Source organism: Bradyrhizobium sp. AS23.2 (assembly GCF_001908185.1).
GTDB lineage: Bacteria > Pseudomonadota > Alphaproteobacteria > Rhizobiales > Xanthobacteraceae > Bradyrhizobium.
In genome coordinates this window covers 44,564-70,070 of sequence record NZ_LGHM01000061.1, presented here as the reverse complement: position 1 = coordinate 70,070, position 25,507 = coordinate 44,564, and the positions used below count along the sequence as shown (strand labels likewise).

At 64.5% G+C, this 25,507-nt stretch carries 27 protein-coding genes; 19 read left to right on the top strand and 8 right to left on the bottom strand.

The annotated features are described in order from the left end of the window. Nucleotides 1-27: 27 nt before the first annotated feature. The 6 genes from AC630_RS14825 (at nt 28) to AC630_RS14800 (ending at nt 5,945) form a co-directional block, all read left to right on the top strand. Nucleotides 28-612 (top strand): amino acid synthesis family protein, encoded by a 585-nt coding sequence (locus tag AC630_RS14825; RefSeq protein WP_074119251.1) that lies wholly within the window; start codon nt 28-30, stop codon nt 610-612. A gap of 79 nt (nt 613-691) precedes the next feature. Next, nucleotides 692-1,894, top strand: a complete 1,203-nt coding sequence (locus AC630_RS14820; protein WP_074119250.1) for an ABC transporter substrate-binding protein — start codon at nt 692-694, stop codon at nt 1,892-1,894. A 202-nt stretch (nt 1,895-2,096) separates the two neighbouring features. Next, on the top strand, nt 2,097-3,986 hold the full coding sequence (locus AC630_RS14815; protein WP_074119249.1) for an ABC transporter permease: 1,890 nt from the start codon (nt 2,097-2,099) through the stop codon (nt 3,984-3,986). Beyond that, nucleotides 3,983-4,774, top strand: coding sequence for an ABC transporter ATP-binding protein (locus AC630_RS14810; RefSeq protein WP_074119248.1), 792 nt, complete (start codon nt 3,983-3,985; stop codon nt 4,772-4,774). Before AC630_RS14815 ends, AC630_RS14810 begins: the two co-directional genes overlap by 4 nt. Then, nucleotides 4,771-5,475, top strand: coding sequence for an ABC transporter ATP-binding protein (locus AC630_RS14805; RefSeq protein WP_074119247.1), 705 nt, complete (start codon nt 4,771-4,773; stop codon nt 5,473-5,475). Before AC630_RS14810 ends, AC630_RS14805 begins: the two co-directional genes overlap by 4 nt. A gap of 14 nt (nt 5,476-5,489) precedes the next feature. Further along, entirely contained in the window at nt 5,490-5,945 is a 456-nt protein-coding gene (locus AC630_RS14800; RefSeq protein ID WP_074119246.1) for a MarR family winged helix-turn-helix transcriptional regulator, read from the top strand. Between the two features lie 107 nt (nt 5,946-6,052). Here AC630_RS14800 and AC630_RS14795 read toward each other — a convergent pair whose 3' ends face one another. Next, nucleotides 6,053-7,249, bottom strand: coding sequence for an amidohydrolase family protein (locus AC630_RS14795; RefSeq protein ID WP_074119245.1), 1,197 nt, complete (start codon nt 7,247-7,249; stop codon nt 6,053-6,055). 155 nt (nt 7,250-7,404) lie between these two features. On the opposite strand from AC630_RS14795, the gene AC630_RS14790 reads away from it, so the two are divergent. The 4 genes from AC630_RS14790 to AC630_RS14775 all read left to right on the top strand — a co-directional run bounded on the left by AC630_RS14790 (nt 7,405) and on the right by AC630_RS14775 (nt 10,277). Then, on the top strand, nt 7,405-8,178 hold the full coding sequence (locus tag AC630_RS14790; RefSeq protein WP_074119244.1) for a ferredoxin--NADP reductase: 774 nt from the start codon (nt 7,405-7,407) through the stop codon (nt 8,176-8,178). 106 nt (nt 8,179-8,284) lie between these two features. Then, a complete protein-coding gene (locus tag AC630_RS14785; RefSeq protein ID WP_074119243.1) occupies nt 8,285-8,611 on the top strand; it encodes a hypothetical protein in 327 nt (108 codons plus the stop codon). Between the two features lie 80 nt (nt 8,612-8,691). Beyond that, entirely contained in the window at nt 8,692-9,948 is a 1,257-nt protein-coding gene (locus AC630_RS14780; RefSeq protein WP_074119242.1) for a cytochrome P450, read from the top strand. 95 nt (nt 9,949-10,043) lie between these two features. Continuing rightward, a complete protein-coding gene (locus tag AC630_RS14775) occupies nt 10,044-10,277 on the top strand; it encodes a hypothetical protein (protein WP_074119270.1) in 234 nt (77 codons plus the stop codon). A gap of 22 nt (nt 10,278-10,299) precedes the next feature. Here the strand turns inward: AC630_RS14775 and AC630_RS14770 are convergent, their stop codons facing one another. The 4 genes from AC630_RS14770 to AC630_RS14755 form a co-directional block, all read right to left on the bottom strand. Continuing rightward, entirely contained in the window at nt 10,300-11,553 is a 1,254-nt protein-coding gene (locus AC630_RS14770; RefSeq protein ID WP_074119241.1) for a DUF763 domain-containing protein, read from the bottom strand. Between the two features lie 137 nt (nt 11,554-11,690). Further along, complete coding sequence (locus tag AC630_RS14765) at nt 11,691-12,614, bottom strand: PepSY domain-containing protein (protein ID WP_074119240.1); 924 nt, start codon at nt 12,612-12,614, stop codon at nt 11,691-11,693. Between the two features lie 190 nt (nt 12,615-12,804). After that, the gene (locus tag AC630_RS14760; RefSeq protein ID WP_074119239.1) at nt 12,805-13,611 is read right to left on the bottom strand and encodes an ABC transporter substrate-binding protein; all 807 of its coding nucleotides are present in this window, start codon (nt 13,609-13,611) and stop codon (nt 12,805-12,807) included. A gap of 7 nt (nt 13,612-13,618) precedes the next feature. Further along, nucleotides 13,619-14,596 (bottom strand): tripartite tricarboxylate transporter substrate binding protein, encoded by a 978-nt coding sequence (locus AC630_RS14755; RefSeq protein WP_074119238.1) that lies wholly within the window; start codon nt 14,594-14,596, stop codon nt 13,619-13,621. A 115-nt stretch (nt 14,597-14,711) separates the two neighbouring features. Between AC630_RS14755 and AC630_RS14750 the strand changes: the two genes are divergently transcribed. From AC630_RS14750 to AC630_RS14715, 8 genes are all read left to right on the top strand, one after another. Continuing rightward, entirely contained in the window at nt 14,712-15,422 is a 711-nt protein-coding gene (locus AC630_RS14750; RefSeq protein WP_074119237.1) for a TetR/AcrR family transcriptional regulator, read from the top strand. 74 nt (nt 15,423-15,496) lie between these two features. After that, nucleotides 15,497-16,456: an amidohydrolase family protein gene (locus tag AC630_RS14745; RefSeq protein ID WP_074119236.1), complete on the top strand. Its 960-nt coding sequence runs from the start codon at nt 15,497-15,499 to the stop codon at nt 16,454-16,456. Continuing rightward, nucleotides 16,456-17,340 carry an amidohydrolase family protein gene (locus AC630_RS14740; RefSeq protein WP_074119235.1) on the top strand — a complete coding sequence of 295 codons (885 nt, stop codon included), beginning with the start codon at nt 16,456-16,458 and terminating at the stop codon, nt 17,338-17,340. Before AC630_RS14745 ends, AC630_RS14740 begins: the two co-directional genes overlap by 1 nt. Beyond that, on the top strand, nt 17,337-18,635 hold the full coding sequence (gene dctA / locus AC630_RS14735; RefSeq protein WP_074119234.1) for a C4-dicarboxylate transporter DctA: 1,299 nt from the start codon (nt 17,337-17,339) through the stop codon (nt 18,633-18,635). Before AC630_RS14740 ends, dctA begins: the two co-directional genes overlap by 4 nt. Before the next feature lie 68 nt (nt 18,636-18,703). Further along, nucleotides 18,704-19,417, top strand: a complete 714-nt coding sequence (locus AC630_RS14730) for a PIG-L deacetylase family protein (RefSeq protein WP_074119233.1) — start codon at nt 18,704-18,706, stop codon at nt 19,415-19,417. Continuing rightward, entirely contained in the window at nt 19,414-20,097 is a 684-nt protein-coding gene (locus tag AC630_RS14725) for a 4-carboxy-4-hydroxy-2-oxoadipate aldolase/oxaloacetate decarboxylase (RefSeq protein WP_074119232.1), read from the top strand. Before AC630_RS14730 ends, AC630_RS14725 begins: the two co-directional genes overlap by 4 nt. Before the next feature lie 24 nt (nt 20,098-20,121). Then, nucleotides 20,122-20,991: a substrate-binding domain-containing protein gene (locus AC630_RS14720; protein ID WP_074119231.1), complete on the top strand. Its 870-nt coding sequence runs from the start codon at nt 20,122-20,124 to the stop codon at nt 20,989-20,991. Beyond that, a complete protein-coding gene (locus AC630_RS14715; RefSeq protein ID WP_167561211.1) occupies nt 20,988-21,905 on the top strand; it encodes a DUF1932 domain-containing protein in 918 nt (305 codons plus the stop codon). Before AC630_RS14720 ends, AC630_RS14715 begins: the two co-directional genes overlap by 4 nt. Here AC630_RS14715 and AC630_RS14710 read toward each other — a convergent pair. From AC630_RS14710 to AC630_RS14700, 3 genes are all read right to left on the bottom strand, one after another. After that, nucleotides 21,895-22,221 (bottom strand): hypothetical protein, encoded by a 327-nt coding sequence (locus AC630_RS14710; RefSeq protein WP_074119229.1) that lies wholly within the window; start codon nt 22,219-22,221, stop codon nt 21,895-21,897. The two genes, AC630_RS14715 and AC630_RS14710, sit on opposite strands and share 11 nt — an antisense overlap. A 156-nt stretch (nt 22,222-22,377) precedes the next feature. Then, a complete protein-coding gene (locus tag AC630_RS14705; protein WP_074119228.1) occupies nt 22,378-23,583 on the bottom strand; it encodes an amidohydrolase family protein in 1,206 nt (401 codons plus the stop codon). Nucleotides 23,584-23,664: 81 nt separating this feature from the next. Beyond that, nucleotides 23,665-24,903: an amidohydrolase family protein gene (locus tag AC630_RS14700; RefSeq protein WP_074119227.1), complete on the bottom strand. Its 1,239-nt coding sequence runs from the start codon at nt 24,901-24,903 to the stop codon at nt 23,665-23,667. 148 nt (nt 24,904-25,051) lie between these two features. On the opposite strand from AC630_RS14700, the gene AC630_RS14695 reads away from it, so the two are divergent. Further along, complete coding sequence (locus AC630_RS14695) at nt 25,052-25,468, top strand: nuclear transport factor 2-like protein (protein WP_074119226.1); 417 nt, start codon at nt 25,052-25,054, stop codon at nt 25,466-25,468. Nucleotides 25,469-25,507: the final 39 nt, after the last annotated feature.

Sequence of the window (25,507 nt, the reverse complement as noted above, 5' to 3'; positions counted from 1 at the left end):
ACAGCGAAGCGAGCCGAGGAAACAATCATGAGCGCGATCATCCGCAAGATCGTCACCGTCGTCGAAGAGACGCAGATGGAGATGGGCCGGCAGGTGTCCCCGCCGACCCGGCGCGCGGCTGCGATCGCTGTCATCGAAAATCCGTTTGCCGGAAAATATGTCGAAGACCTTTCGCCGCTGATCGCAATCGGTGAGGAGCTCGGCGACCTCCTGTCGAAACGCGCGGTTGCGGCGCTCGGCATCGATGGCGCGAAGGCCCAGAGCTACGGCAAGGCCGCGGCTGTCGGCGAGAACGGCGAGCTCGAACATGCCGCCGCCATCCTTCATCCCAAGATGGGCGCGCCGGTGCGCAAGGTGCTGGGCAAGGGCGCGGCGCTGATTCCGTCGTCGAAGAAGCGCAGCGGTCCCGGCACGACGCTCGACATTCCCCTCGGCCACAAGGACGCGGCCTTCGTGCGCAGTCATTTCGACGGCATGGAAGTGCAGATCAATGATGCGCCGCGCGCCAACGAGATCATGGTCGCGGTCGCCGTCACCGACAGCGGCCGTCCGTTGCCGCGGGTCGGCGGGCTGACGGTTGCGGAGATCAAGGGCGAAGATGGCTTGAGATGAGGCATGATCTGGAGAATGGGCACAAGTTCTCCGATCAAGATCGTGCTTGAGACGTAGAGAGTCAAAACTGGAGGTTGGGATGCGAGCAAGAAACTATTTTGTCGGCGCGGCCTTTGCGCTTCTGGCTGGCGGCATGGCCCATTCGGCCCTGGCGCAGGATATCAAGATCGGCGAGATCAACAGCTACTCGCTGCTGCCGTCCTTCACCGAGCCCTATCGCAAGGGCTGGCAGCTCGCGGTCGAAGAGATCAATGCGGCCGGCGGCATCAACGGCAAGAAGCTCGTCGTCATCTCCAAGGACGACGGCGGCAAGCCGGCGGATGCGCAGACCGCGGCCAACGAGCTAGTTTCGAGCGAGGGCGTTGCGATGCTGACGGGCACGTTCCTGTCGAACATCGGCCTCGCTGTCAGCGATTTCGCGAACCAGAAGAAGGTGTTTTTCCTCGCGGCCGAGCCGCTGACGGACGCGGTGACCTGGTCGAAGGGCAACAAGTACACCTTCCGCCTGAGGCCCTCCAACTACATGCAGGCCGCGATGCTGGTGGAAGCTGCCGCCAAGCTGCCCGCAAAACGCTGGGCGACGATCGCGCCGAACTATGAATACGGCCAGTCTGCGGTGGGGGTGTTCAAGAAGCTGATGTCGGAGAAGCGCCCCGACATCCAGTGGGTCGACGAGCAGTGGCCGCCGCAGGGCAAGATCGACGCGGGTCCGGTGGTGCAGGCGGTGGCCGCGGCCAATCCCGAAGCGATCCTCAACGTCACCTTCGGTCCGGATCTGGTCAAGCTCGTGCGCGAAGGCAACACCCGGGGCCTTTTCAAGGGGCGCGAGGTCGTGTCGTTCCTGACCGGCGAGCCCGAATATCTCGATCCGCTCAAGGACGAGACGCCCGAGGGCTGGATCGTCACCGGTTACCCCTGGTACTCGATCAAGACGCCCGAGCATGACGCGTTCCTGAAGGCCTATCAGGCCAAGTACAACGACTATCCGCGCCTCGGCTCGATCGTCGGCTACCAGACCATCAAGGCCGCAGCGGCGATCATCGCCAAGGCCGGCTCGACCGATACGGACAAGATGATCGCGGCGGCCGAAGGTCTCTCGATGCCATCGCCGTTCGGCGAGATCACCTTCCGCAAGATCGACCATCAGTCGACGCTCGGCGCCTATCTTGGCAAGACCGCGCAGAAGGACGGCAAGGGCGTGATGGTGGACTCCGCCTACAAGAAGGGCTCGGACTATCTGCCAAGCGACGCCGAAGTCGAGAAGCTGCGTCCGAGGGACTGATCTTGTCCTCTCCCTCGCCCCGCTTGCGGGGAGAGGGTCGGGGTGAGGGGGAGCCTCCGCGAGGGAGGTGACCACCGAGTTCGCGGAGACTCCCCCTCACCCGAATTGCTTCGCAATTCGACCTCTCCCCGCAAGCGGGGCGAGGTGAACCGAGACCCGACGTGCCGCACGATCTGGCGCGCACTTCCAACCCGGACCGCCGATGGCCTTTTACGTCGTACAGTTTCTGACAGGTCTCGCCAGCGCAGCGTCGCTGTTCCTGGTGGCCTCGGGCCTGTCGATCATTTTCGGCGTGACGCGGATCGTAAACTTCGCGCATGGCGCCTTCTACATGATCGGCGCCTATATCGCCTTCACGCTGACGGAGCGTTTCTCCGGCGCGTTCGGCTTCTGGGGCGGGGTCGTTATGGCGGCGATCGCCGTGGCGCTGATCGGCGTGATCGTCGAGATGGTGCTGCTCCGGCGCATCTACCACGCGCCCGAACTGTTCCAGCTGCTCGGCACGTTCGGCCTGACCTTGATGGTCGAGGATCTCGTGGTTCTGATCTGGGGTCCCGACGATCTCGTCGGCCGCCGCGCGCCGGGCTTCAAGGGCGCGGTCGATTTCTTCGGTCAGAACATTCCGAGCTATGACCTGTTCCTGATCGTGCTCGGGCCGGTCGTGCTCGGCATTCTCTGGCTCCTGTTCCAGCGCACGCGCTGGGGCGTCCTGGTGCGCGCAGCGACGCAGGACCGCGACATGGTCGCGGCGCTTGGTGTCAATCAGAAATGGCTATTCACTTCTGTGTTCGCCGTCGGCGTCTTCCTCGCCGCACTCGGCGGGGCGCTCCAGATCCCGCGCGATGCCGTGCATCACGCCATGGATCTGCGCATCATCGTCGAAGTCTTCGTCGTGGTTGTGATCGGCGGCCTCGGCAGCATCGTCGGTGCCTTCGTCGCGGCGGTGCTGGTGTCCGAGCTCAACGCCTTCGGCATCCTGATCTTTCCGAAAATCTCCATCATCCTGGTCTTCCTGGTGATGGCGGTGGTGCTGATCGTCCGGCCCTGGGGCCTGTTCGGCAAGCCGGAGGCGGCCGCGCGCAAGACGCCCGGTCTCACCGTCAATCCCTGGCGGCCACTGACATCGAACGAGCGATTGGCCGCGCTCGCAGCGCTGGTCGTCGCGGCAATGCTGCCGCTGTTTGCCGGGAATTACGCGCTGACCGTCGGCTCGGAGATCGCGATTTTCGTGATCTTCGCCGTCAGCCTGCACTTCCTGATGTCGGTCGGCGGGCTGGCGTCTTTCGGCCATGCCGCGTATTTCGGTCTCGGTGCCTACGGCGTCGCCTTCCTCGCCAAGATGGCTGGGCTGCCGATGATCGTCTGCCTCCTGCTCGGACCACTGCTCGGCTGCATGGGCGCCGCGGTGTTCGGCTTCTTCGCCGTGCAGCTCTCGGGTGTCTATTTCGCGATGCTGACGCTCGCTTTTGCGCAGATCGTCTGGTCGATCGCGTTCCAATGGGTGAGCGTGACCGGCGGCGACAACGGCATCCTCGGCATCTGGCCGGAAAAATGGGCGGCGAGCCCCTCACATTTCTATTGGCTGGCGCTTGGCGTTGCGGCTCTGGTGACGATCGCGCTGCGGGTCGCAGTGTTCTCGCCGTTCGGTTACGCGCTCCGGGCGACGCGTGACTCCGCTTTGCGCAGCGAGGCGGTTGGCATCAACGCCAAGCGCATCCAGTGGACCGCCTTCGTGATCGCAGGGACGACGGCCGGTATCGGCGGCGCGCTGTTCGCCTACCTCAAGGGCAGCGTCTTCCCGGACAATCTCGGCATCTCGCTCTCGGTCGATGCGCTGGTCATGGTGCTGCTCGGCGGCGTCGAGACGGTGTCGGGCGGGGTAATCGGCGCGATCGTCTACAAGGCGCTCAACATCTGGCTGGTCAGCCAGACCGATCTGTCGAAACTCGTGCTCGGCGGCTTCATCGTGCTGATCGTCGTCGTCCTTCCCAAGGGCATCGTCGGCATGCTGGAGATGCTGGCGCAGCGCCGCAGGAAGGCATCGCCGCCGGGATCCTCCCTGCTTGCCAAGCCGATCGAGTCCGCCGAATGAGCGTCGCACCCCCACTTCTCGCGGTTGAAGGCCTGACCAAATCCTATGGCGGCATTCATGCCGTGCGTGGCGTCTCGTTCTCGCTGCGCGCCGGCGAGATCCTGGCGCTGATCGGCCCGAACGGCGCCGGCAAGAGCACGTGCTTCGACATGCTCAACGGCCAGAACCGGCCGGACTCCGGCCAGGTCCGTCTGCTCGGCGAGGAGACCACCGGCAAGAAACCGCGGGAGATCTGGCGGCTCGGGGTCGGGCGCACTTTCCAGATCACCGCGACGTTCGCGACGATGACCGTGCGCGAGAACGTGCAGGTCGCGCTGATCTCCCATGAGAAGCAGCTGTTCAATCTCTGGGGCTCGGCGCCGAACTTCGATCGCGGCGAGGCGGGCCGGCTGCTCGAGCTCGTCGGCATGGGCGGCTACGCGGATCGCCCTTGCGGCGAGCTTGCCTATGGCGACCTCAAGCGGCTCGAGCTCGCCGTGGCGCTCGCCAACGAGCCAAGGCTGCTGCTGATGGACGAGCCGACCGCCGGCATGGCACCGCGCGAACGCGTCGATCTGATGCGGCTCACCGCGAGGATTGCGCGGGAGAAGTCGATCGGCGTGCTCTTCACCGAGCACGACATGGACGTCGTGTTCGAGCACGCCGACCGCATCATCGTGCTCAACCGCGGCACGCTGATCGCCGAGGGCTCGCCGGCCGAGGTCCGCGGCAATCCGCAGGTGCAGGCGGTCTATCTCGGCGAGGGCCTTGTCTACGATTCCCGCCATCGCGAGGGGACCTCGGCATGAAGCTCACGGTCGAGGGACTCAACAGCCATTATGGCCCCGCGCACATCCTGTTCGACATCGGTTTCGAGGTCGGCGAGGGCGAAGTGGTAGCGCTATTGGGGCGCAACGGCGCTGGCAAATCGACGACGTTCCGCTCGATCGTCGGCCTCGTCGCGCAGCGCTCGGGCCGGATCATGTTCGAGGGCAAGGACGTCTCGCTGCGGCCGACGCACGAGATCGTGCGGGAAGGGCTCGGCTATGTGCCGGAGGAGCGGCGCATCTTCACCGACCTGACCGTTGAGGAGAATCTTGAAGTCGGCCGCCAGCCGAAGCGTCCGAACGCGCCATACTGGACGCGCGAGAAACTGTTCGCGCTGTTTCCGAACCTGGGCGAGATGAAAAGCCGTCCGGGCGGGCGGATGAGCGGCGGCGAGCAGCAGATGCTGACGATCGCGCGCACGCTGATGGGCAATCCGTCACTGGTGCTGCTCGACGAGCCCTCGGAGGGGCTGTCGCCGAAGATCGTGGAACAGATGGTCGATGCCATTCTGACCATGAAAAAGGAGGGCGTCAGCATCGTCGTGTCCGAGCAGAATTTGCACTTCGCGCGGCTGATCTCCGATCGCGCCTACATCATCGAACGCGGCCGCATCTGTTTTGGCGGGACGATGGCTGAGCTCGATGCGCGCCCGGACATCCGCGACGCGCATCTGTCGTTGTGAGGGGCGGGGAGCTGATGGCGAGAACTGTCGCGGTGAAGAAGGGCGTCAAGCCGGTCAAGTCGTCCTACGTGCTCGACGAGCAGGTCGGATTCATCCTGCGCCAGGTCTGGCAGCGCCACAGTTCGATCTTCTCGCGCGATATCGGCATCAACCTGACGCCAACCCAATGGGCGGCGCTGTCAAAGCTCGCCGAGACCGGGCCGTGCTCGCAGAACCAGCTCGGGCGGCTCACGGCGATGGATGTCGCCACCATCAAGGGCGTGATCGACCGGCTCACGGCGCGCGGCCTGACCGAGACGAGCCAGGACCCAGAGGACGGGCGGCGCCTGCTGGTGAGCCTCACGCGCGCCGGTCAGCAGCTTGCGGAAAAACTGGCGCCGAATGCGCTCGCGATCACCCGCGAAACACTCGCGCCGCTCGACGCCAAGGAGCGCGAGATGCTGATGGCTCTGTTGAACAAGTTGAGATGAACGTCATTCCGGGGCGCGCGCGTAGCGCGTGAACGCGGAATCCGGAGATTGTTGCGCGAGATTCCAGGTTCGCGCTCACGCGCGCCCCGGAATGACGGCAAGAGCCGTCACTTCCCCACCACCTCCGGCACCTTGCCTGCCGGCGGGGTGTTGCGGCTTCGCTGGGTGCGCACGATGCCGTCGATGATGGTCATGCCGATGCCGGGGAGGTCGCCGAGCTGGACGCTCTCCAGGATGTTCTTGCCGGGCGAGTGCTGCGCCTGGTCCATGATGACGAAGTCGGCGGAGCGGCCGACCTCGATCAGGCCGCAGTCGAGCTGCCGCATCCGGGCGGTGTTGCCGGTGGCAAGGCAGAACGCGATCTCGGCCGGCAGGTCGCCGAGCGAGGACAGCATCGAGACCATGCGCAAAATGCCGAGCGGTTGCACGCCGGAGCCGGCGGGCGCGTCGGTGCCGAGGATGACGCGGTGCAGATCGCCCATCTCGCGTGCGGTTCGCAGCGTGAACAGGGCTGAGCGCTCATTGCCGTTGTGCACGAGCTCGAGTCCGCGCTTGCAGCCCTCGCAGATGCAGCGGATCTGGTCGTCGGGCAGCGCGGTGTGTCCGCCATTGATGTGGCCGACCACGTCGGTGTCGGCCTCGAGCACCACGTCCTTGTCGATCAGGCCGGAGCCGGGGATCGAGGGGCCGCCGGTGTGGATCGTGCTCTGGATCCCGTATTTGCGGGCCCAGCCGACCATCTTTCGCGCGGTCGGACCGTCCTTGACGCCGCCGAGGCCGACTTCGCCGAGCAGCTTGACGCCGTTGGCGGCCATCTCCTTGAAGTCCTCTTCGACCATCTCGCATTCGATCACCGGCGCGCCGGCGTGAACCTTCACGCCGCCCGGACGCAAAGTCCAGAACGCGCGCTGGGCGAACACCGCCATCGCCTTCAGGCCGACGACGTCGCGGGGACGACCGGGCATGTGCACTTCGCCGGCGGAGATCATGGTGGTGACGCCGCCATGGAGGTAGCTGTCGATCCAGTTGATCTGGTTCTGCCGCGGCGTCCAGTCGCCGGCGACAGGGTGGACGTGGCTGTCGATCAGGCCCGGCGCCACCGTGGTGCCGTGGGCATCGACGATGGTGGTCGCGCCTTCCGTATTAACGTCCTTGAAGCGGCCGATCGCGGTGATCTTGCCGTTCTCTGCAACGATGGTGTCGCCGTCCAGGATCGGCTTTTCCAGGGCGCCGGACAGGATCAGGCCGATATTGCGGATCACGAGCTTCGAAGGTCCGGTGGCCTGGGGTGCGTCATGCGCCATGGAAGGGCTCCTTATTCCTAACTGCAACGCTCGCGATCTTGGGCAGCCTTGACCGCGGGATCAAGCAGGATTATTCATTAGTATACGAATGATCGTATACAAACGACGCATAGCTGACCGCCTCAGAACCGCTACGACGCGACAAGGAAGGTGAGATGAGCAATTTCAATCAGGAAAGCGTTTTGAGCGTCCACCACTGGACCGACACGCTGTTCTCCTTCAAGACCACGCGCAGCCCGACCTTCCGCTTCCGCAACGGCGAATTCACCATGATCGGGCTCAAGGTCGGCGAGAAGCCCTTGCTGCGGGCCTACAGCGTCGCCAGCGCCAATTACGAGGACACGCTCGAGTTCTTCTCGATCAAGGTGCCGGACGGCCCGTTGACCTCGCGCCTGCAGCACCTGAAGGAGGGCGACGAGATCATCGTCAGCCGCAAGGCCACCGGCACGCTGGTGATCGACAATCTGGCGGAGGGGCGCAACCTTTACCTGATCGGCACCGGCACGGGCCTCGCGCCGTTCCTGAGCGTGATCAAGGACCCCGAAACCTACGAGCGGTTCGAGAAGGTCGTGCTGCTGCACGGCTGCCGTCACGTCAAGGAGCTCGCCTATGGTGAGATGATCACCGAGACGCTGCCGAAGGACGAGCTGATCGGCGAGTACATCCGCGACCAGCTTATCTACTATCCGACCGTGACCCGCGATCCCTTCCGCAACCGCGGCCGCATCACCGACCTCATCACCTCCGGGAAGCTGTTTGCCGATATCGGCCTGCCGGCGCTGGAAGCAGCCCACGACCGCGTCATGATTTGCGGCAGCCCGGCGCTGGTGGCAGACACCCGCGTGCTCCTGGGCGAGCGCGGCTTCGTCGAGGGTAACCACGGCGAGCCGGCCCAGTTCGTGGTCGAAAAGGCCTTTGCCGAGCGCTAAGTCAGGAACTTTCGCGTAATAAGACCGCATTTTCGCCGCCGCGCGGGCGTTGCGACGCCGATTCGGCGCTTGATACTATGTGGAAACGAATCAGCGGAGTTCCCACATGGTTGCGGACAGCGACAGCAACATCGCCTGGCACCGGGTCCAGTTGAAGAAGAACCGCGCCGAGTTGAAGGCGCTCGAGACCGCGCGCTTCACGATGGGCGAGATTGCCTCGTCGAAGCGGAACGGCCACACCCAGAAGACGATTGCGGAACTCAAGCACAAGATCGCGCAGTCCGAGCGCGCGATCGCCGATTACGACAAGCGCACGCGCCGTCCGCTCGCCACCGATCTGCAAAGCCTCAGCAATGGCAGCTGGAGTCATTGGGACGCCTATACCAACCAGCAGCAGCGCAAGACCGGCCAGCGCTCGCCCGGACGCGGGTAGACTCGTCGCGTCCGGCCCCCTTGCGGCGGCCGCGCCGAGCACCATCTGCGTGAGACGCCAACAACCAATCCGGTGATCCCATGACACCGCGCCTCGATTTCACCAGCGAGGCCTTCTTTCGCGATCCGCCCAAGGCGATCGCGACGTTGCGCATGTCCGGCCCCGTGGTTGCGACGCGATTTCCTCTCGTCGGCGACGTCTGGATCACCACGACCCATGACGCGACAGCAGAGGTCCTGAAAGACAGCACCACCTTCACGCTGCGCAAGGAAGACGGCGACGTCGCGGGTCTGCGCTGGTGGATGCCGAGATACGTCAAAACCATCGCCAACAACATGCTGACGATGGACGAGCCGGATCACACGAGGCTGCGCAGCATCGTCGACGAGGCCTTTCGCCGCCGCGCGATCGTCGCGATGGAGCCCCGTATCCGGGCCATCGCCGACGATCTCGCTGACGAGCTTTTTGCGAACGGAAGCCCGGCCGATCTCGTCGAGCGCTACGCACGCATCCTGCCGCTGTCAGTGATCTCCGAACTCCTGGGCCTGCCTCTCGCCGATCGTCCGAGGTTCATCGCCTGGGCCAACACGATGTCCTCGCTGACGAATGTCCTCAGCTTCTTCCGGCTGGTGTTCGCGTTCCGCAAGATGCGAGCCTATCTCGAACGGCAGCTGCAGATCGCGCGCGTGCAGGGCGGTGAGGGCCTGATTGCCGAGCTGGTCCAGGTCGAGCGCGAGGGCGGCCAGATCACGCCGGATGAAATGGTGTCGATGGTGTTCCTGCTGCTCGCGGCAGGCTCGGAGACCACCACGCATCTCATCAGCGGCTCGGTGTACGAACTGCTCAGGAATCCCGGCCTGCGCGACTGGCTGGAACAGGACTGGAGCCGCGTCGGGCTTGCGGTGGAGGAGTTCCTGCGCTTCGTGTCGCCGGTGCAGTTTTCCAAGCCGCGCTATGTGCGGCGGGATGTCGAGCTCGAAGGCGTGCAGCTGAAGAAGGGCGATCGCGTCATGGTGATGCTCGCCGCCGCGAACGTGGATCCGGCGATGCATGATCGTCCCGAGAGCCTCGATCTCGAACGCAAGCCGAACCGTCACATGTCCTTCGGGACGGGTATCCATTTCTGCCTCGGCCATCAGCTCGCGCGCATCGAGGAAGCCTGCGCGCTGGAAGCGCTGTTCGTGCGATGGCCGCGGCTTGGTCTCGCCGTCGATCCATCGCGGGTTCACTGGCGCAAGCGGCCGGGCCTTCGCGCGATCGAGAAACTGCCTGTCACGGCCGATGGCGGCGAAAGGCGCCAGACGAGTTCCGAGGTCGAGCCGTTGCTGGCCAGTTGAGGCGAAACGTGACGGCCGTTCTCTCGCGCTACCGCGAAACAAATCCGGCGGTGTAGGCGTTGACTCAATGCGGACAACAAGCAATGGAGAAATCCATGCCACATGGAGGCAAGACGCATATCGGTTCAGGCGCGCACGGCAAGGGCGCAGGGAGCGGAGCGCTAACGGACATTCCCAAGGACAAGATCGGCGATAACATGATCTTGTCGAACCGCGACAAGGCCCAGCATTCCGACATTCGCGGCATGGACAGTAAATTCATCCAGACCGAACAGTATCAGGACCATTCGGCCAACAGGCTGACCGACGATGAGGAAGCCGAGGAATAAGCGATTGCGTTAAGCAACGGCCTCAGGAGCCAGTCGACTTCCTGGAAGCGACGAGGTCGCGCTCCCAGCCGAACACGGAGCGGCCATCGAGGTCCGGCGAGGCCGCGCGCTCGCCAGCGATGAAGACCTCGACAGACGGCCCGCGCGCTGTCCGTTCCAGCCGCCGCGCCTGATCATCGAGCCGCTTGAGTGCCTGCATCTCTTCCTCGCGCCCGAGTTTTGCATTCTGGACCGCGCCCTTCAGGACGCGAATGGTTTCGTCATAGACCTTGATCGGAACGGGGTAGGGATGCCGGTCCTTGCCGCCGTGGGCGAGCGAGAAGCGCGCCGGATCGTTGAAGCGATAGGGCGCACCGTGCACGACCTCGGCCACCATTGCGAGCGAGCGCACGGTGCGCGCGCCGACGCCCGGCGTCAGCAACAGCTCCGGGAAGTCGACCGGGCCACGCTCGGCCGCGGCGGCCAGCGTGCCATGCAAGCGGCGCGCGAACACGTCCTTGGGCCGGATATCATGATGCGCGGGCATGATCAGATGCGGCAGCAAGCCTTGTGCTGGTTCGGGGGCAGTCCCGGTGAGCCGCTCGAATTCGCAGACGATGCGATCGGGGCCAAGATCGCTCAAGAGCTCGAGCTGCGCGGTGCGTGAGACGTCGGCGCGATGGTCCGTGAGATTGACGATCTCGCCTTGCTGCGGGCCGTCGATGGCACTGTGCGGCGCATCGACAAAACTCTTCAGCGCCTCTGAATGCCAGTGATAGCGGCGGGCCTGCCTCTTGTCGCCATTCATGCCTTGTTGCACCACGGTCCATTTCCCGTCGGCGGTGACGAAGAAGCCGTGCAGATAAAGATCAAACCCGTCCTGGACCGCGGCACTGTCGACCTTTGCCACCAGGCGGCTGGCGCGGGTGAGCTTTGCGCCGTCGAATCCGACGCGGTCGCCAAGCTGCAAGAGCTCGTCCGGTGTCTTGCGCGAATGCTGACCGCGTCCGCCACAGACGTAGATGCCGAGTTCGTCCTGGAGCGGTCCGAGCCCGCGCTTCAACGCCCCGATTACGGAGGTCGTGATGCCCGAGGAGTGCCAGTCCATGCCCATCACGGCGCCGAACGACTGGAACCAGAACGGATGCGAGAGACGCTGGAGGAATGCGTCGCGCCCGTAATGATGCACGATCGCCTGCGTGACGATCGCGCCGAGCGAGGTCATGCGGCTCGCAAGCCATGGCGGAACCCGCCCGGTGTGGAGAGGAAGATCGGCGCTGCCGGTACGTCGAGTCATGACCGACTCAAATTAGCGCAGTTCGGCGACGGTTGCACCAGTGGAACGCTGCGTTGCGCGGGCCGGGGGAGCGAAGCGGCGGGGAACGCGTTGAGCAGACGAGAATGGAAATACCGGGACCTTGAAGCTCGGCGGGATCAGCCGGCGGTGACCACGGCCGCACCGGTTTGCCGATCGGGGCGCGATCGCGGCTTGCGCAGTTTTCGCCGCGCCCAGATCAGGAGGCCGGTCGACAGCAGTGTCAGGAGTGCGATTGACGTCACGACGTTGAGCGGCGAGGCGATCAGGGCCGACCAGTTTCCTTCGTGGATCAGGCGCGGCCAGTTGCGCGGCAGCGGTCCGACGCCCGATGAATTGACGGCGTAGGCGCGCAGTTCTCCGCTCTCGTAAATGCGGGCCATCATGCGGCCGCCGCGCGCGCCGATCGAGATCACGTGCGAGAGGTCATGGGAGGCCGCGACCATGCGAACCGCTTCGGGCAGGGGGAGAGGACGCGCGCCGCCGGCTGGAGCGGCTCCGCTCTGAAACGTCAGGCCGAACGCCATGCACAGTCCGGTCAGCGGGCTCAGGAGGATCAGCGGCAGCGCAAACCATGCGGTGCCCTTGTGCCATCCGGAGAGCGTGTTGCGCAGCCGGGGCAGTCCCATGAGGATGCCGAGCACCATCAGAGATACCATGGCGATGGTCGAACTCGTGACCAGCCAGGCCTGGCCGAGCAACCGTTCATGCGTGAACCGCGCCCACAGGAAAAGATCGGGGAGGCGAGAGCTGGCGGCGGCGGGTTCGCCCGTTGCGAGGTCGATCGCCGGGGCTCCGGCGCCTTGCAGCGTCATCCGCTGCGCACCGGCATTGATCGCAAGCCCGCGCGCCTTGCCGTCCGGATCATATCTTTTCACCAAGTCGACGATGCGTCCAGAGTCGATCGCCGGACCGCTGATGCCGCTGACCTGCACCAGAGGCTCGAAAGACAGAATCAGTCCAGTGGCGAAGATCGCGAGCAGAGGCAGGGCGAAGACCAGCGTGATCCAGCGATGGATTGTCAACAATATGGACTTGCTCATTCTCAGTCTCCGGCGATCTCAGGCTTTGGTCGCCCAGCGGAGCGCCGAAGACAAATAACGCCTTGTCCATGTTGCCCGCGTTGATTTGCAGCAAACGGAGTCAGTCCACAGCGATGCTAGCGAATGCTAATCGTTCGCAGGTTCGCCGGAGATCGGCTGGCGGTGCGCGGAGCAGGCGGCGAGTTGAGCATTACTCGCGCGTCGGCTTGGTCGCGCCGCGCAGGCCCGCCTGCTGCTGGATCGTCTCCAGTGCGCCGGAGGACTGCTCTTCCGTCACGAAGCGGTTGAGCAGAGGAAGCGCGTCCTCGCGTCCCCTAGGGATCGCGATGGCCATGTGCTCGGCGCCCCAGTTGCCGTCGAGAATTCGCGCGCCCGGCATCTGGTCGGACATCTCGAACAGCGTCGGCTTGTTGGTGGCGTAGAGATCGATCTCGCCGCGGCCGAACATGGCGATGGCGACCTTCACGCTTTCGGCGGGAACGATGGTCGCGTTCTTGAATTTTGTTGGCAGCGTGCGCTCGGAGGTCGAGCCTTTGGTGACGCCGATCTTTACGCCGGGCTTGTCGATATCCTCGGCCTTGCCGATCGGCGAGTTCGCCGGAACGAGATAGCCGAGCTCGATCGCCAGCACCGGCTGGCTGAAGCTGACCTCGTTCGCGCGAGCCGGCGTGGCATTGGTCACGGTGAAGTCGACCTGGCCGTCGTGGATCGCGCTGACGATGTCGGCAACACGCTGAAACCTGACATAGTCGACGCCGACGCCGAGCCGTTTTGCCAGCTCGCCGCCGAGATCGTAGCTCAGGCCGTGCGGCTTGCCGGCCGCGTCTGATACCATCGAGGTCGGGCTGCCCGGATAGATGCCGACGCGCAAGCTGCCGCTCGGCGCCAGAAGCTTTGCTTCGCCGTCGGCCCGCGCGGGCGCGCCGAGCAGGCTGATGACTGCGACCGCGAGCAGGGCGGTGCGCGCAAGGCGCCCGCGATGAGAAGAGGTCCTCATGTCAGCCTCACTGTGCGCGGATGTCGGCGGCCTTCAGCACCGGCTCCCACTTGGCTGCCTCGGCATGCATGTAGGCGTCAAAATCCTTCGCGGAGGAGCCGACCGGGGCTGCGCCGATCTTGCCGAGCGTCGACAGCACGTTCGGGTCCTGCAGCGCCGCCTTCAAATCGGCTTCGAGCTTCGCCACGATCTCCGGCGGCATCTTGGCCGGACCAAGCACACCCCACCAGACGGAGACGTCATACCCTGATACACCGGACTCGGCGACCGTCGGGACATTGGGCAGCGCCTTGGAGCGTTCGGCCGAGGTTACCGCGAGCGCGCGCACCGGGCCGCCCTCGAGCTGGCCGATCGCTTCCGCGAGCGGATTGATGCTCAGCGGGATCTCGCCGGCGATCACGGCGGTCAGCGCCGGTGCGCCGCCCTTGTAGGGGATCGCGACGATCTTGGTGCCGGACATGTGTTTCAACAACTCGCCGGCGAGATGCGCCGAGGTACCGTTGCCGGACATGCCGTAGGAAAGCTTGTCCGGCTCTTTCTTCGCCGCCGCCAAGAGGTCGCCGAGCGTCTTGTAGGGGCTGTCCTTCGCCACCACGATTGCGAGCGGAGAGGAGGCGACTTCGGTGATTGCAGTGAAATCCTTGAACGTGTCATAGGGCACGCTCGGATAGATGAACTGATTGAGCGGGTGGCCGCTCGCGACCAGGATCAGCGTGTAGCCATCCGGCGCGGCCTGGGTCAGTGCCTGCGAGGCAACGATGCCGCCGGCGCCGGGACGGTTGTCGATCACGGGCTGCTGCCCCCAGGTCTTCGCCAGCGCCTGGCCCAGTGTGCGCGCCAGCACGTCGACCGCGCCGCCGGCCGCATAGGGCACGAGGATGTGGACCGGCTTGCTGGGGTAGTTGTCAGCCTGCGCGGCGCCGCCCGCGAGCAGCAGGCCGGCGCCGAGCATGAGACGGCCGATCTTCCTGTTCAAACCCAGCATTTTCCAGCACTCCTTCAGGGCATTTGCGCGCCGGCAGCTGTCTCTGAGCCACCCCGGACGTTGCCCATGGTTTTTGTTGACGAGACCTGATCTTTTGTACGATAGTACAAATCACATGGTACGCAAGCCCACCAGCAAGGAAACGGCCCGCAAGCCGAACATGCGCGAGGCGATCCTCGCCGCGGCCGAGGAGCTGTTCGCCACCAACGGTTTCAATGCCGTTTCGGTGCGCGATATCGCGCAGGCCGCCGGGGCCAATCCCGGCAGCGTGACCTATCATTTCAAGACCAAGGATGGCCTGCTGCTGGAGATCTACCGGCGCCATTGCGGGCCGATGAACCTGCGGCGTTCCGAGCTGCTCGCGGCCGCCAGACGCGTGCGCGATCTGCAGGATCGGCTGGAAGCGATCGTGCGGGCCTATGTCGTGCCGGCTTTCACCTCGGGCAGTGATCTCACCGGTGGCGGAGCGCGCTTCACGCGGCTGCGTGCCGTGATGTCGGCGGAAGGCAATGAGGTCGCGCGTCGCATCATCGCGCAGACCTTCGACGACACCAGCCACGCCTTCATCGATGCGGTCCACGAGAGCCTGCCGCACATTCCCCGCACCGACATCGTCTGGCGCAGCCACTTCCTGCTCGGAGCGCTCTACTACTCGCTGGTGACGCCGGATCGCGTCTCGCGCCTGTCGCGCGGCGAGGCCGACGGCAACGATGCCGCCAGCGCCATCGAGCAGTTGGTGCAGGCCACGGTCGCAGCGTTCCAGGCTCCGGCGCTGGATCAGGCCGCGCCGGCACGGCGGCGGGCTGTTGCAAGCAGCAAGACTTGAAAGAAACTACCCGAGAGAAGGCGCGGCCTCGCGCTTGCGCTCGCAAGCGGGCCATGTGACTGGGTGACGAGGAAATGAACAGGCGCGAGTGCTTGCATCTTTTGACCGGGCTGGCCGGCGCGGCGCTCGCAAGTGAAGCGCGCGCGCAAGGGGCCGAGCCGAAGGCGATGCCGACGATCGCGCCGCCGGACCCAAATCCAAAGACGCCGTCGTTCAAGCTGCCGCCAAAATCCTGCGACAGCCATACCCACATCTTCGGGCCGGCCTCCCGTTATCCCTTCGCGGAAAAGCGACCCTACAACACGGCTGATGCGCCGCTGGAGACGTTCCGCAGCCTGCATGAGAAGATCGGCGTCGAGCGCTGCGTGATCGTCAATGCCACTGTGCACGGCACCGACAATCGCGTCGTCACCGATGCCATCGCCCAGAGCGAGGGCGCCTATAAAGGCATCGCCAACGTCAGTGACGAGATGACCGAGAAGGAGCTGGCGGCGCTCGACAAGGGCGGCATCTGCGGCTGCCGCTTCGCCTTCCTCAAGCGCCTCGGTGGCGTCGGCGACATGACCAAGTTCCAGCGCATCGTGCACCGCGTCGCCGAGCTCGGCTGGCATATCGACGTCTATTTCGAACCGGGCACGATCGCCGAGTTCGCGCCCATCCTGACCGCGCTGCCGACGCCCTACGTGATCGACCACATGGGGACGGTGCAAGCGGGGAAGGGGCTCGACGATCCCGGCTTCACCGCCTTGCTCGACCTGCAGAAGAAGGACGAGAAGTGCTGGGTGAAGATCTCCGGCCTGGAGCGCGCCTCTGCCGGCGGCAAGCCGTTCCACGATGCGGTGCCATTTGCGAAGACGCTGATCGACAATGCGCCTGATCGTGTCATCTGGGGCACCGACTGGCCGCATCCCAACGTCAAGATCATGCCGAATGACGGCGAGATCGTCGATCTGATCCCCCTCTACGCGGCAGATAGCGCGATCCGGCAGAAGCTGCTGGTCGACAATCCGGCGCGGCTGTTCAAGTTCACCTGATGACGATGATGTACACGCCGACCATTCCGCCGCCCGATCCGAACACGCGCACGCCGAAATTCAAGCTGCCAAAACTGTCCTGCGACGCGCATTGCCATATCTTCGGGCCCGGCGCGAAGTATCCCTACGCGCCTGACCGCTCCTATACACCGCCGGACGCGCCGCTCGAGGATTTCCGCGCACTGCATGCCAAGCTCGGTGTCGAGCGTGCCGTCATCGTCAATGCCAGCGTGCACGGGATCGACAACACGGTGGCGCTCGATGCCATCGCGCAGAGTAACGGCGCCTACCGTGCGGTTGCCAATATCGACGACACCATCACTGAACGTGGGCTTCGCGTGCTGCATGAGGGCGGCTTCCGCGGCTGCCGTTTCAATTTCGTCCGCCATCTCGGCGGCATCCCTGACAAGAGCGTGTTCAATCGCGTCATTGCGATGGTCGCTCCGCTCGGCTGGCACATCGACCTGCATTTCGATGCGATCGACCTGCCGGAATATGCCGACATGCTGGCAAGACTGCCGCTGAGCTACACCATCGACCATATGGGACGGGTGAAGGCTTCCGACGGGCTCGACCAGCTTCCGTTCAGGATCCTGATCGAGCTGATGGAGCGCGACGAGAAGTGCTGGGTCAAGATCTGCGGCTCGGAGCGGGTGTCCTCGGCTGGGCCGCCCTTCACCGACGCAGTGCCGTTCGCGCGAAAGATCGTCGAGACCGCGGTCGACCGCGTCATCTGGGGCACCGACTGGCCACATCCGAACGTCAAGGTGATGCCGAACGACGGCGACCTGGTCGATCTGATCCCGCTGTTCGCGCCGGAGGTGGAATTCCAGCAGAAGATACTCGTCGACAATCCCGCGCGCCTGTTTGGGTTCGGCGCATGACAGCGCTCGCGATCGACAAGCCGCGCGGCCGCGCCTGGTGGAAGGAGCTCTGGATCCAGGTGCTCATCGCCATGGCGGCCGGTATCGCGCTCGGGATCGCTAGTCCCGAGGCTGGCGCCAAGATGCAGCCGCTCGGGGATGCCTTCATCAAGGCGATCCGGATGTTGATCGCGCCGATCATCTTCTGCACCGTCGTCCATGGCATCGCCCATATGGCCGACATGGCCCGTGTCGGGCGCGTCGCGGTGAAGGCGATCGTCTATTTCGAGATCATGACCACGATCGCGCTGATCATCGGTCTCATCGCTGTGAACGTGCTCAAGCCCGGCGCCGGCATGAACATCGATCCCGCCAGCATCAATGCCAGCGCGGTCGAGCCTTACGTCAAGCAGACCGGCGCCATCGGCTTCGTGCCGTTCCTGATGAACATCGTGCCCGCGACGTTCATCGGCGCCTTTGCCGAAGGCAATATCCTGCAGGTGTTGTTCATTTCGGTGCTGTGCGGCTTTGCGCTGGTGCAGCTCGGTGAGCGCACCGCGCCGCTGGTCAACCTGATCGACATCGCCGCCAAGATGGTGTTCGCCGTCGTCGGCTTCGTGATGTGGGCGGCGCCAATCGGCGCATTCGGCGCCATCGCGTTTACGGTCGGCAAGTTCGGCGTGGGCTCGCTGGCCTCGCTCGGCAAGCTCCTGGGCGGATTCTACCTGACCTGCGTGATCTTCATCATCGTCGCGCTCGGTCCGGTGGCGCGGCTGTGCGGCTTCTCGCTGGTCAAGCTGATCCGCTACATCTGGGAAGAGCTGTTGATCTGCATCGCCACGACATCGTCCGAGACGGTGTTGCCGCGGATGCTGACCAAGCTGGAGAAGGCGGGCTGCGAGCGCAGCGTGGTCGGGCTGGTGATCCCGACCGGCTATTCCTTCAATCTCGATGGCACCTGCCTTTACCTTGCCGCTGCCTCGGTGTTCCTGGCGCAGGCGACCAACACGCCGTTCGGGCTTGCCGAGCAGATCGAGCTGCTGCTGATCCTGCTCGTGACCTCCAAGGGCGCGGCGGGGATCGCGGGCGCTGCCTTCGTCGTGCTGGCGGCAACGCTGTCGGCCACCGGATCCATTCCGGTGACGAGCGTCGCGCTCGTGCTCGGCATCCACCGCCTGATGTCGCAGGGGTTGACGCCGACCAATCTGATCGGGAACGCGGTGGCGACCATCGCGATTGCCAAATGGGAAGGCGCGCTCGATAGCGAGCGCCTGAAGCGCGTGCTCGATGGCGAGGAACCCGCCGCTGCGGCTTGAATGAACCGGCTTCCTGCATGACGCAGGCAGCCGATGATGCTTACGAACGAAAGAGGGGAGTTTGTCCCATGAAAACAGGTCTCGTGATTGCCGCCCATCCGGGCGATTTCGTCTGGCGCGCCGGCGGCGCCATCGCGCTGCATGCGAAGAAGGGTTTTCGCATGAAGATCGTCTGCATGTCCTTCGGCGAGCGCGGCGAAAGCCAGTTCGCCTGGAAGGAAAAGGGCGCGACGCTTGAATCGGTCAAGGCCGGCCGCAAGGACGAGGCGGAGCGGGCCGCCAAGCTGCTGGGGGCGGAGATTGAGTTCTTCGACTGCGGCGACTATCCGCTGAAGCTCAACGAGGCGCATTTCGACCGCATGGTCGACATCTACCGCGAGCTCAATCCCAGCTTCGTGCTGACGCATGCGCTGGAAGACCCCTATAATTTCGACCATCCGAACGCGGCGCATTTCGCGCAGGAGACCCGCGTCGTCGCGCAGGCCATGGGCCACAAGCCCGGCGCGCAGTACAAGTACTCCGCGCCGCCGGTGTTCCTGTTCGAGCCGCACCAGCCGGAGCAATGCAACTACAAACCTAACCTGATCCTCAAGATCGACGAGGTCTGGAAGGAGAAGTACGAGGCCTTCCAGATCCTGGCCGCGCAAAAACATCTCTGGGGCTATTACGAGCGCGTTGCGCTCAACCGCGGCATCCAGGGCAGCCGCAACACCGGCGTGCCCATGACCTATGGTGAGGCCTATCAGCGCCTGTTCCCGACGGTCGAGGAGGTGCTCGCATGAAGCCGGTCGTCGTTCGCAACATCAAGCGTGCCGATCCCGCCGGGATGGCGGAGTACGGCGTCTCGACGGTTCACGAGGCCTATGGCCGCGTCGGTCTGATGAAGCCGTATTTGCGGCCGGTGTGGCCGGGCGCGGCGATTGCAGGTCCCGCCGTCACAGTGCTGGCGCAGCCCGGTGACAACTGGATGATCCATGTCGCCGTCGAGCAGTGCAAAAAGGGCGACATCCTCGTCGTCGGCTGCGCCACTGACAACACCGACGGCATGTTCGGCGAGCTGCTCGCGACCTCGCTCAAGGCGCGCGGCGTGCAGGGGCTGATCATCGATGCCGGCTGCCGCGACGTCAAAGCACTGCACGAGATGAACTTCCCGGTGTGGTCCCGCGCGGTCTCGGCCAAGGGGACAGTCAAGGCCACGCTCGGCTCGGTCAACGTCCCCGTCGTTTGCGCCGGCGTCAACGTCGATCCCGGCGATATCATCGTGGCCGATGACGACGGTGTGGTGGTGGTGCCCAAACGCTATGCGGCCGAGGTCGCCGAGAAGGCGAAGAAGCGCAACGCCGATGAAGGCGGCAAGCGCAAGCGGCTGGCCTCGGGCGAGCTGGGCCTCGACATGTACAGTATGCGCGAGGCGCTCGCGAAGGCCGGGCTCGTCTACGTCGACAATCCCGAGGACGTCTAGGGCGAAGAGAAGCGGAGCGGGCGGATGGATCGTCTCAAGCTGAAGGCCGTGCTCGGCAGTCACCCCCATGTCCAGGTGGTGAAGAGCGGCGAGCTCCGCTCCGACCTCTTCGACCTGGACTTCATCGAGTACACGCCGACCAACACTGCGTTCAAGCCGATGGTGCGCGAGCAGGCCTTCGACGTCTGCGAGATGGCGATCGTCACCTATCTGATGGCGAAGGCGCACGGCAAGCCGCTGGTGCTGCTGCCGGCGACCATGCTCGGCCGCTTCCAGCATTCCTATGCGCTCTACAATCCCCAGAGTGGAACGCTCGGACCGTCCGATCTCGAAGACAAGCGCGTCGGCATCCGCTCGTTCACGACGACGACGGGCGCCTGGATCAGGGGCATTCTCGCCAACGACTACGGCGTCAATCTCGACAAGATCCGCTGGGTGACGTTCGAGGACCCGCACGTCGCCGAATATGTCGACACCACCGAGCGTGCACCGAAGGACAAGAAGATCCTGCAGATGCTGCTCGACGGTGAGCTCGACGCCGTCCTCGGCGAGACCTCGAACGATGCGAGGCTGAAGCCGCTATTCCCTGATCCGGCCGCGGAAGCCGCGAAATGGTATGCCCGTCGCGGTATCGTGCCGGTCAATCATCTCGTGGTCGTGACCGAGAAGCTCGCGAAATCGCATCCCGACGTGGTCGCGGGCGTCTATGATCTCCTCAATCGAAACAAGGAACAGGTGGGGCCAGCGGCAACGCCGGACCTCGTTCCGTTCGGGATCGAGGCGAACAGGAACCCTTTGGAGCTGATCATCGACTACGCATTCCAACAGGCGCTGATCCCGCGCCGCTATGCGGTCGAGGAGCTGTTCGATGAGACGACGCGAGGACTGAACTGATGTCGGATCCGAAACGATGGCAGATCGGGGTGGTTGGTTATGGCGAGGTCGGCAGGATCCTGGCCGAAGACCTGCGCCAGCAGGACATCAAGGTCGCCGCTTTTGACATCAAGCTTGGAAGCGAGCAGGGCGCGTCCCTGAAAGAGCATGCGGCGAAATTCGGCGTTGGGCTTGCGGCCTCCCACGCTGAGCTGACCGCGAAATCCGATTTCATCGTCTCCGCGGTCACGGCGAGCCAGGCCGTGCCGGTGGCAAGAGCCTGCGCCGCGGCGGTCAACCAGGGCACCTGGTTCCTGGATTTCAACTCGGCATCTCCCGGTGCCAAGCAGCGCGCCGCCGCGCTGATCGACGGGGCCGGCGGACGTTATGTCGAGGGTGCGGTGATGACCTCGGTACCGCCTTATCGCATCAAGGTGCCGCTGCTGCTCGGCGGTCCCGGCGCGAAGGAGTTGGAGCCGCTTCTGAACGCAATCGGTTTTGCGGCGAAGGTTGCGAGCGACAAGCTCGGTGTGTCCTCCGCGGTGAAGATGTGCCGCAGCATCATGATCAAGGGCCTGGAAGCCATGGTCATCGAGAGCTTCACCACCGCGCGCGCCTATGGCGTCGAGGATGCCGTACTGGCCTCACTTGCAGAGACGTTCCCGGGTATCAACTGGGAGAAGCAGGGCGCCTATTTCTTCCAGCGCGTGATCGAGCACGGCCGCCGCCGTGCCGAAGAGGTGCGCGAGGTCGCGGAGACTGTGCGTGAGGCCGGGCTGACGCCGTGGTCCGCGCAGGGCACGGCCGAGCGTCAGGCCTGGGTGGCCGATCTTGCCGACGAAGGCCTGTTCGGCACAAAGGGAACGAAGGAGTTCGCCCGCAGCCCCGATTGGCGCACCGAGGCGGATCGCATCCTCGCGAAGATCAAGCGCTAAGGCTGAACGCGTTGTCGTCGCGATAGCCCGAGATCTCATCGCGGGCGAGCGCGATCAGGTCGAGCAGGCCCTTGGCTTCGCGGACGACCTGGTCCTTGGCGCGCTCGGTGCGGAACTCGGTGAGGATCGTGCGAATGCACTTGTCGGCGGTATCGAGCGTCCAGAGCGCATGGGCCATATCGTCCTGCGTCTGGATGGTCGACATATCGAGGCCCGACAAAACTTCGCCGATGCCGTTCAGTCGCTTGACCGCCGTCTCGGCGGGCGTCTTGGCGCGAATGGAGTTGTAATCGATGCTGCTGAATGCGCTGAACATATCCCTACTTCCCCATTGAACGCAGATGGTCAGAGCGCCTCCCAGTATGACCCGGGCGGGCGGTCGTGCAATGCGCGCCGCTACGGTCCGGGATTCTACCGGACTCTGATCGTTGGGAAGGAATAGCGGTAAAATCGGATGGGAGTGGCCCAATGATTAGCCACGTTTCCCGACAATCTTACCGTTGCAAGCGACGAGCTTGCCATCCTTGTAGACGGAACGACCTTGCGGGGCCGCGACGACGGCTTCAGGAACATGTTCCGCGTTCAGCGTCACGAAATCGGCCTTGGCGCCGACGCGCAGGCCGTAGCCTTCGAGCCGCAGCGCCTTTGCGCCGGCCTCTGTGACGACATCGAACGCGGCACGCAGTTCTTCGTCGATATTGAAGCCCGAGCGGTAGCCGAGCGTCGTTGCCCGGCGCAGCATGTCGCCGTCGCCATAGGGCCACCAGGAATCGCGAATATTGTCGTTGCCACTGAAGACGGTGACGCCGGCGTTGCGCAGAGCCAGGATCGGCGGAAAGGGCCGGGCGCCCGGTGCATTCGTCATGATCGCGACGCCGGAGCGGGCCAGGAGTTCGGCGATTGTCTTGAGCTGATCCATGGAGATGTCGCCGAGCCCATAAGCATGGCTGACGGCGACATGGCCCTCCATGCCGAGCGCGCGCGTGCGTGCCGCGATCTGCTCGATCTCGAAAGCGCCCAGCGTGCCCATGTCGTGCAGATGGATGTCGACGTCGACGCCGTGCCGGCCCGCCACGCCGAACACGACGTCGAGGTGCTTTTCGACATCGCGGTCGAAGCTCGCGGGATCGAGCCCGCCGACGAGATCGGCGCCAAGGCCGATGGCCTCGTCCAGCAGTTGCGGCGTGCCCGGGCTCGACAGGATGCCGCTCTGGGGAAAGGCAACGAGCTGGATGTCGATCAGCCCCTTGTATTCCTCGCGCACGCGCAAAATCGTCTCGAGCGATTTCAGCCCGACCGAGCCGTCCACCATGACATGGCTGCGCATCTGCGTGCTGCCGTGGCCGATGCAGAGATCGAGCTGATTGCGCGCACGCACATCCGTCGGCGCGGCCTCGGCCATGTTCTGGGCCTGGAAGGCGACGCGTTCATGCACGTTGAACCCGTTCGTGCACGGCTTGTGCGGACGCCAGGCGTCGCCATAGAAGCTGGTGTCGAGATGGATGTGGCCTTCGACGAAGCCGGGCACGACGAGCGCATTGCCAAGGTCTATCATCTCGGCGCCGCTGGGCGGCTGGTCAGCGGGCGTGATCGCGGCAATGCGTCCGTCCTTGACCGCGATGTGATGCCGAGCCCCGCCGTCGAAGCGCGCGTTCAGGAAGATCGTGTCGAACGTCATCTGGTTCCTCCGTCGGTTGATTTGCGGTGATAGTTGCGCAGGACGCGGCTTTGGCGCAATGCGCGGGAAGGCGAGGGCCGTTCAGCGTCCAGGGGTAAAGAGAGTGGGCCGCTGCCGCTCAAATGTCTGCCGGCCGCTCTTGAAGCCCATCACGATGTCCGGCAACTCGGCGATGGCAAAGCGGCTGTCCTGGGTGTCGATCACGACCAGATCGGCGGGATTGCCGACCTTGATGCCGTAGTCGCCAAGGTTCATCAGCCGCGCCGGCAGTTCGGTCACGAGATCGAGGCAGGTGTCGAAATCGTTGACCGAGGCGTGCGCGACGTTGGCATAGAAGTTCGCCATCCGCAGCAGCGAGGCGTCGCCGAACGGCGTGAAGGGATTGAGCACGTTGTTGGTCGCCACCGAGCACAGCACGCCGTCACCCGCGAGCTTGTGGGCGAGCGTCAGCCCTCGCGGTGCGTTGTGGGTTGCTTCGCGCCCCATCAGGTAAAGATCGGTCGCGGGCAGCACGGTGACGGCAACGCCGGCTTTCGCGAGCTGTGCGGTGGCAGCCTTCATCCGCTCGGGCGGCAGTGCGGAAAGCTTCGTGGCATGGCCGATCGCGACGCGTCCTTGATAGTTGCGCCGCTCGGTCTGCCTGCAGACCTCGTCGAGGTGCCACCAGGATGGATCGAGATCGAAGTCGAGATGAAGATCGACGTCGACGTCGAATTCCTGCGCAAGATCGAAGATGCGTTCGAGATGGGCGTTCGGGTCAGTGTCCATGTAGGGACAGCCGCCGATGGCTTCGCCGCCGGCGCGCAGCGCCTGAATCAGCAGTTCCTCGCTGCCGGGGTCGTTGGTCAGGCCCTCCTGCGGGAAGACGCAGAGCGACAGGTCGAGCGCCCAGGCATAGTCGTGCTTGAGCGCCTTGACTGCCTCGAAGCCGCGCAAGGCGATGCGCGGGTCGATCTCGACATGGGTGCGCATCCGCGTCGTGCCGTGCACGATCGCACGTTCGAGCACCTTGGCACCGCGCGCGTAGATATCGTCGACCGTAAAATCCTTTTTCATCCCGGCAACGGCGCGGATCGCTTCCGAGAGGCTGGCGTGATTGTGCCCGCAGCGGCCGAGCAGGCAGGCCTTGTCGAGATGGATGTGGGTGTCGACGAAGCCGGGCAGGGCCAGGTGCCCGCCGACATCGATCTCGACGGCTTCGCAGGCGAGCCTGGGCTCGATCGCAGCGATCAGGCCGCCCTTCACGCCGATATCGACGGGTGCGGCGGATGATCGCAACAGCGCGTTACGGAAGATCAGGTCGAGGGCGGGCTGGGTCATGGCGTCGGGTTCAGTTGTAACAGCCTAGCGGAAGCGGCGAGAGCTGGCAGCACAAAAATGTGTGCAGAAAAATCACAAGATTGTTCAAACAAAGTGCATACACTTCCGGGAAGGAATTGTAGAATATCCACGCCCCGGAGAACCCGCAATGTCCGCTCCCGCAAAAGCCGAAGCCCCGATGACCGACGCAGAGATCGTGGAGGCCTATCTGACGGCCTCGATGATACCCGATCCCGACGCCGCCGCGGCCTATATGATGCCTGGCACGGTGATCACGTTTACCGGCGGGCGCGAGTTCGACCATCCGCGCGGCCCGACGGGCTTCAATGCGAAGCGCTATCGCTGGGTCAAGAAGAAGATGGACCGGTTCGACGTCTGCCCGGGCGTGGACGAGACCGTCGTCTACAGCGTCGGCTCGCTCTATGGCGAGTGGATGGACGGCACGCCGTTCGAGGGCAATCGCTATGTCGACCGCTTCGTCGTGACGGGCGGCCAGATCGTGAAGATGGACGTCTGGAACGACAGCGCCGAGCGCATACTGGTTCAGCGCGGCATCGAAGCCTAACGCGCATGATCCGGAAAAGTGTGCAGCGGTTTTCCGACA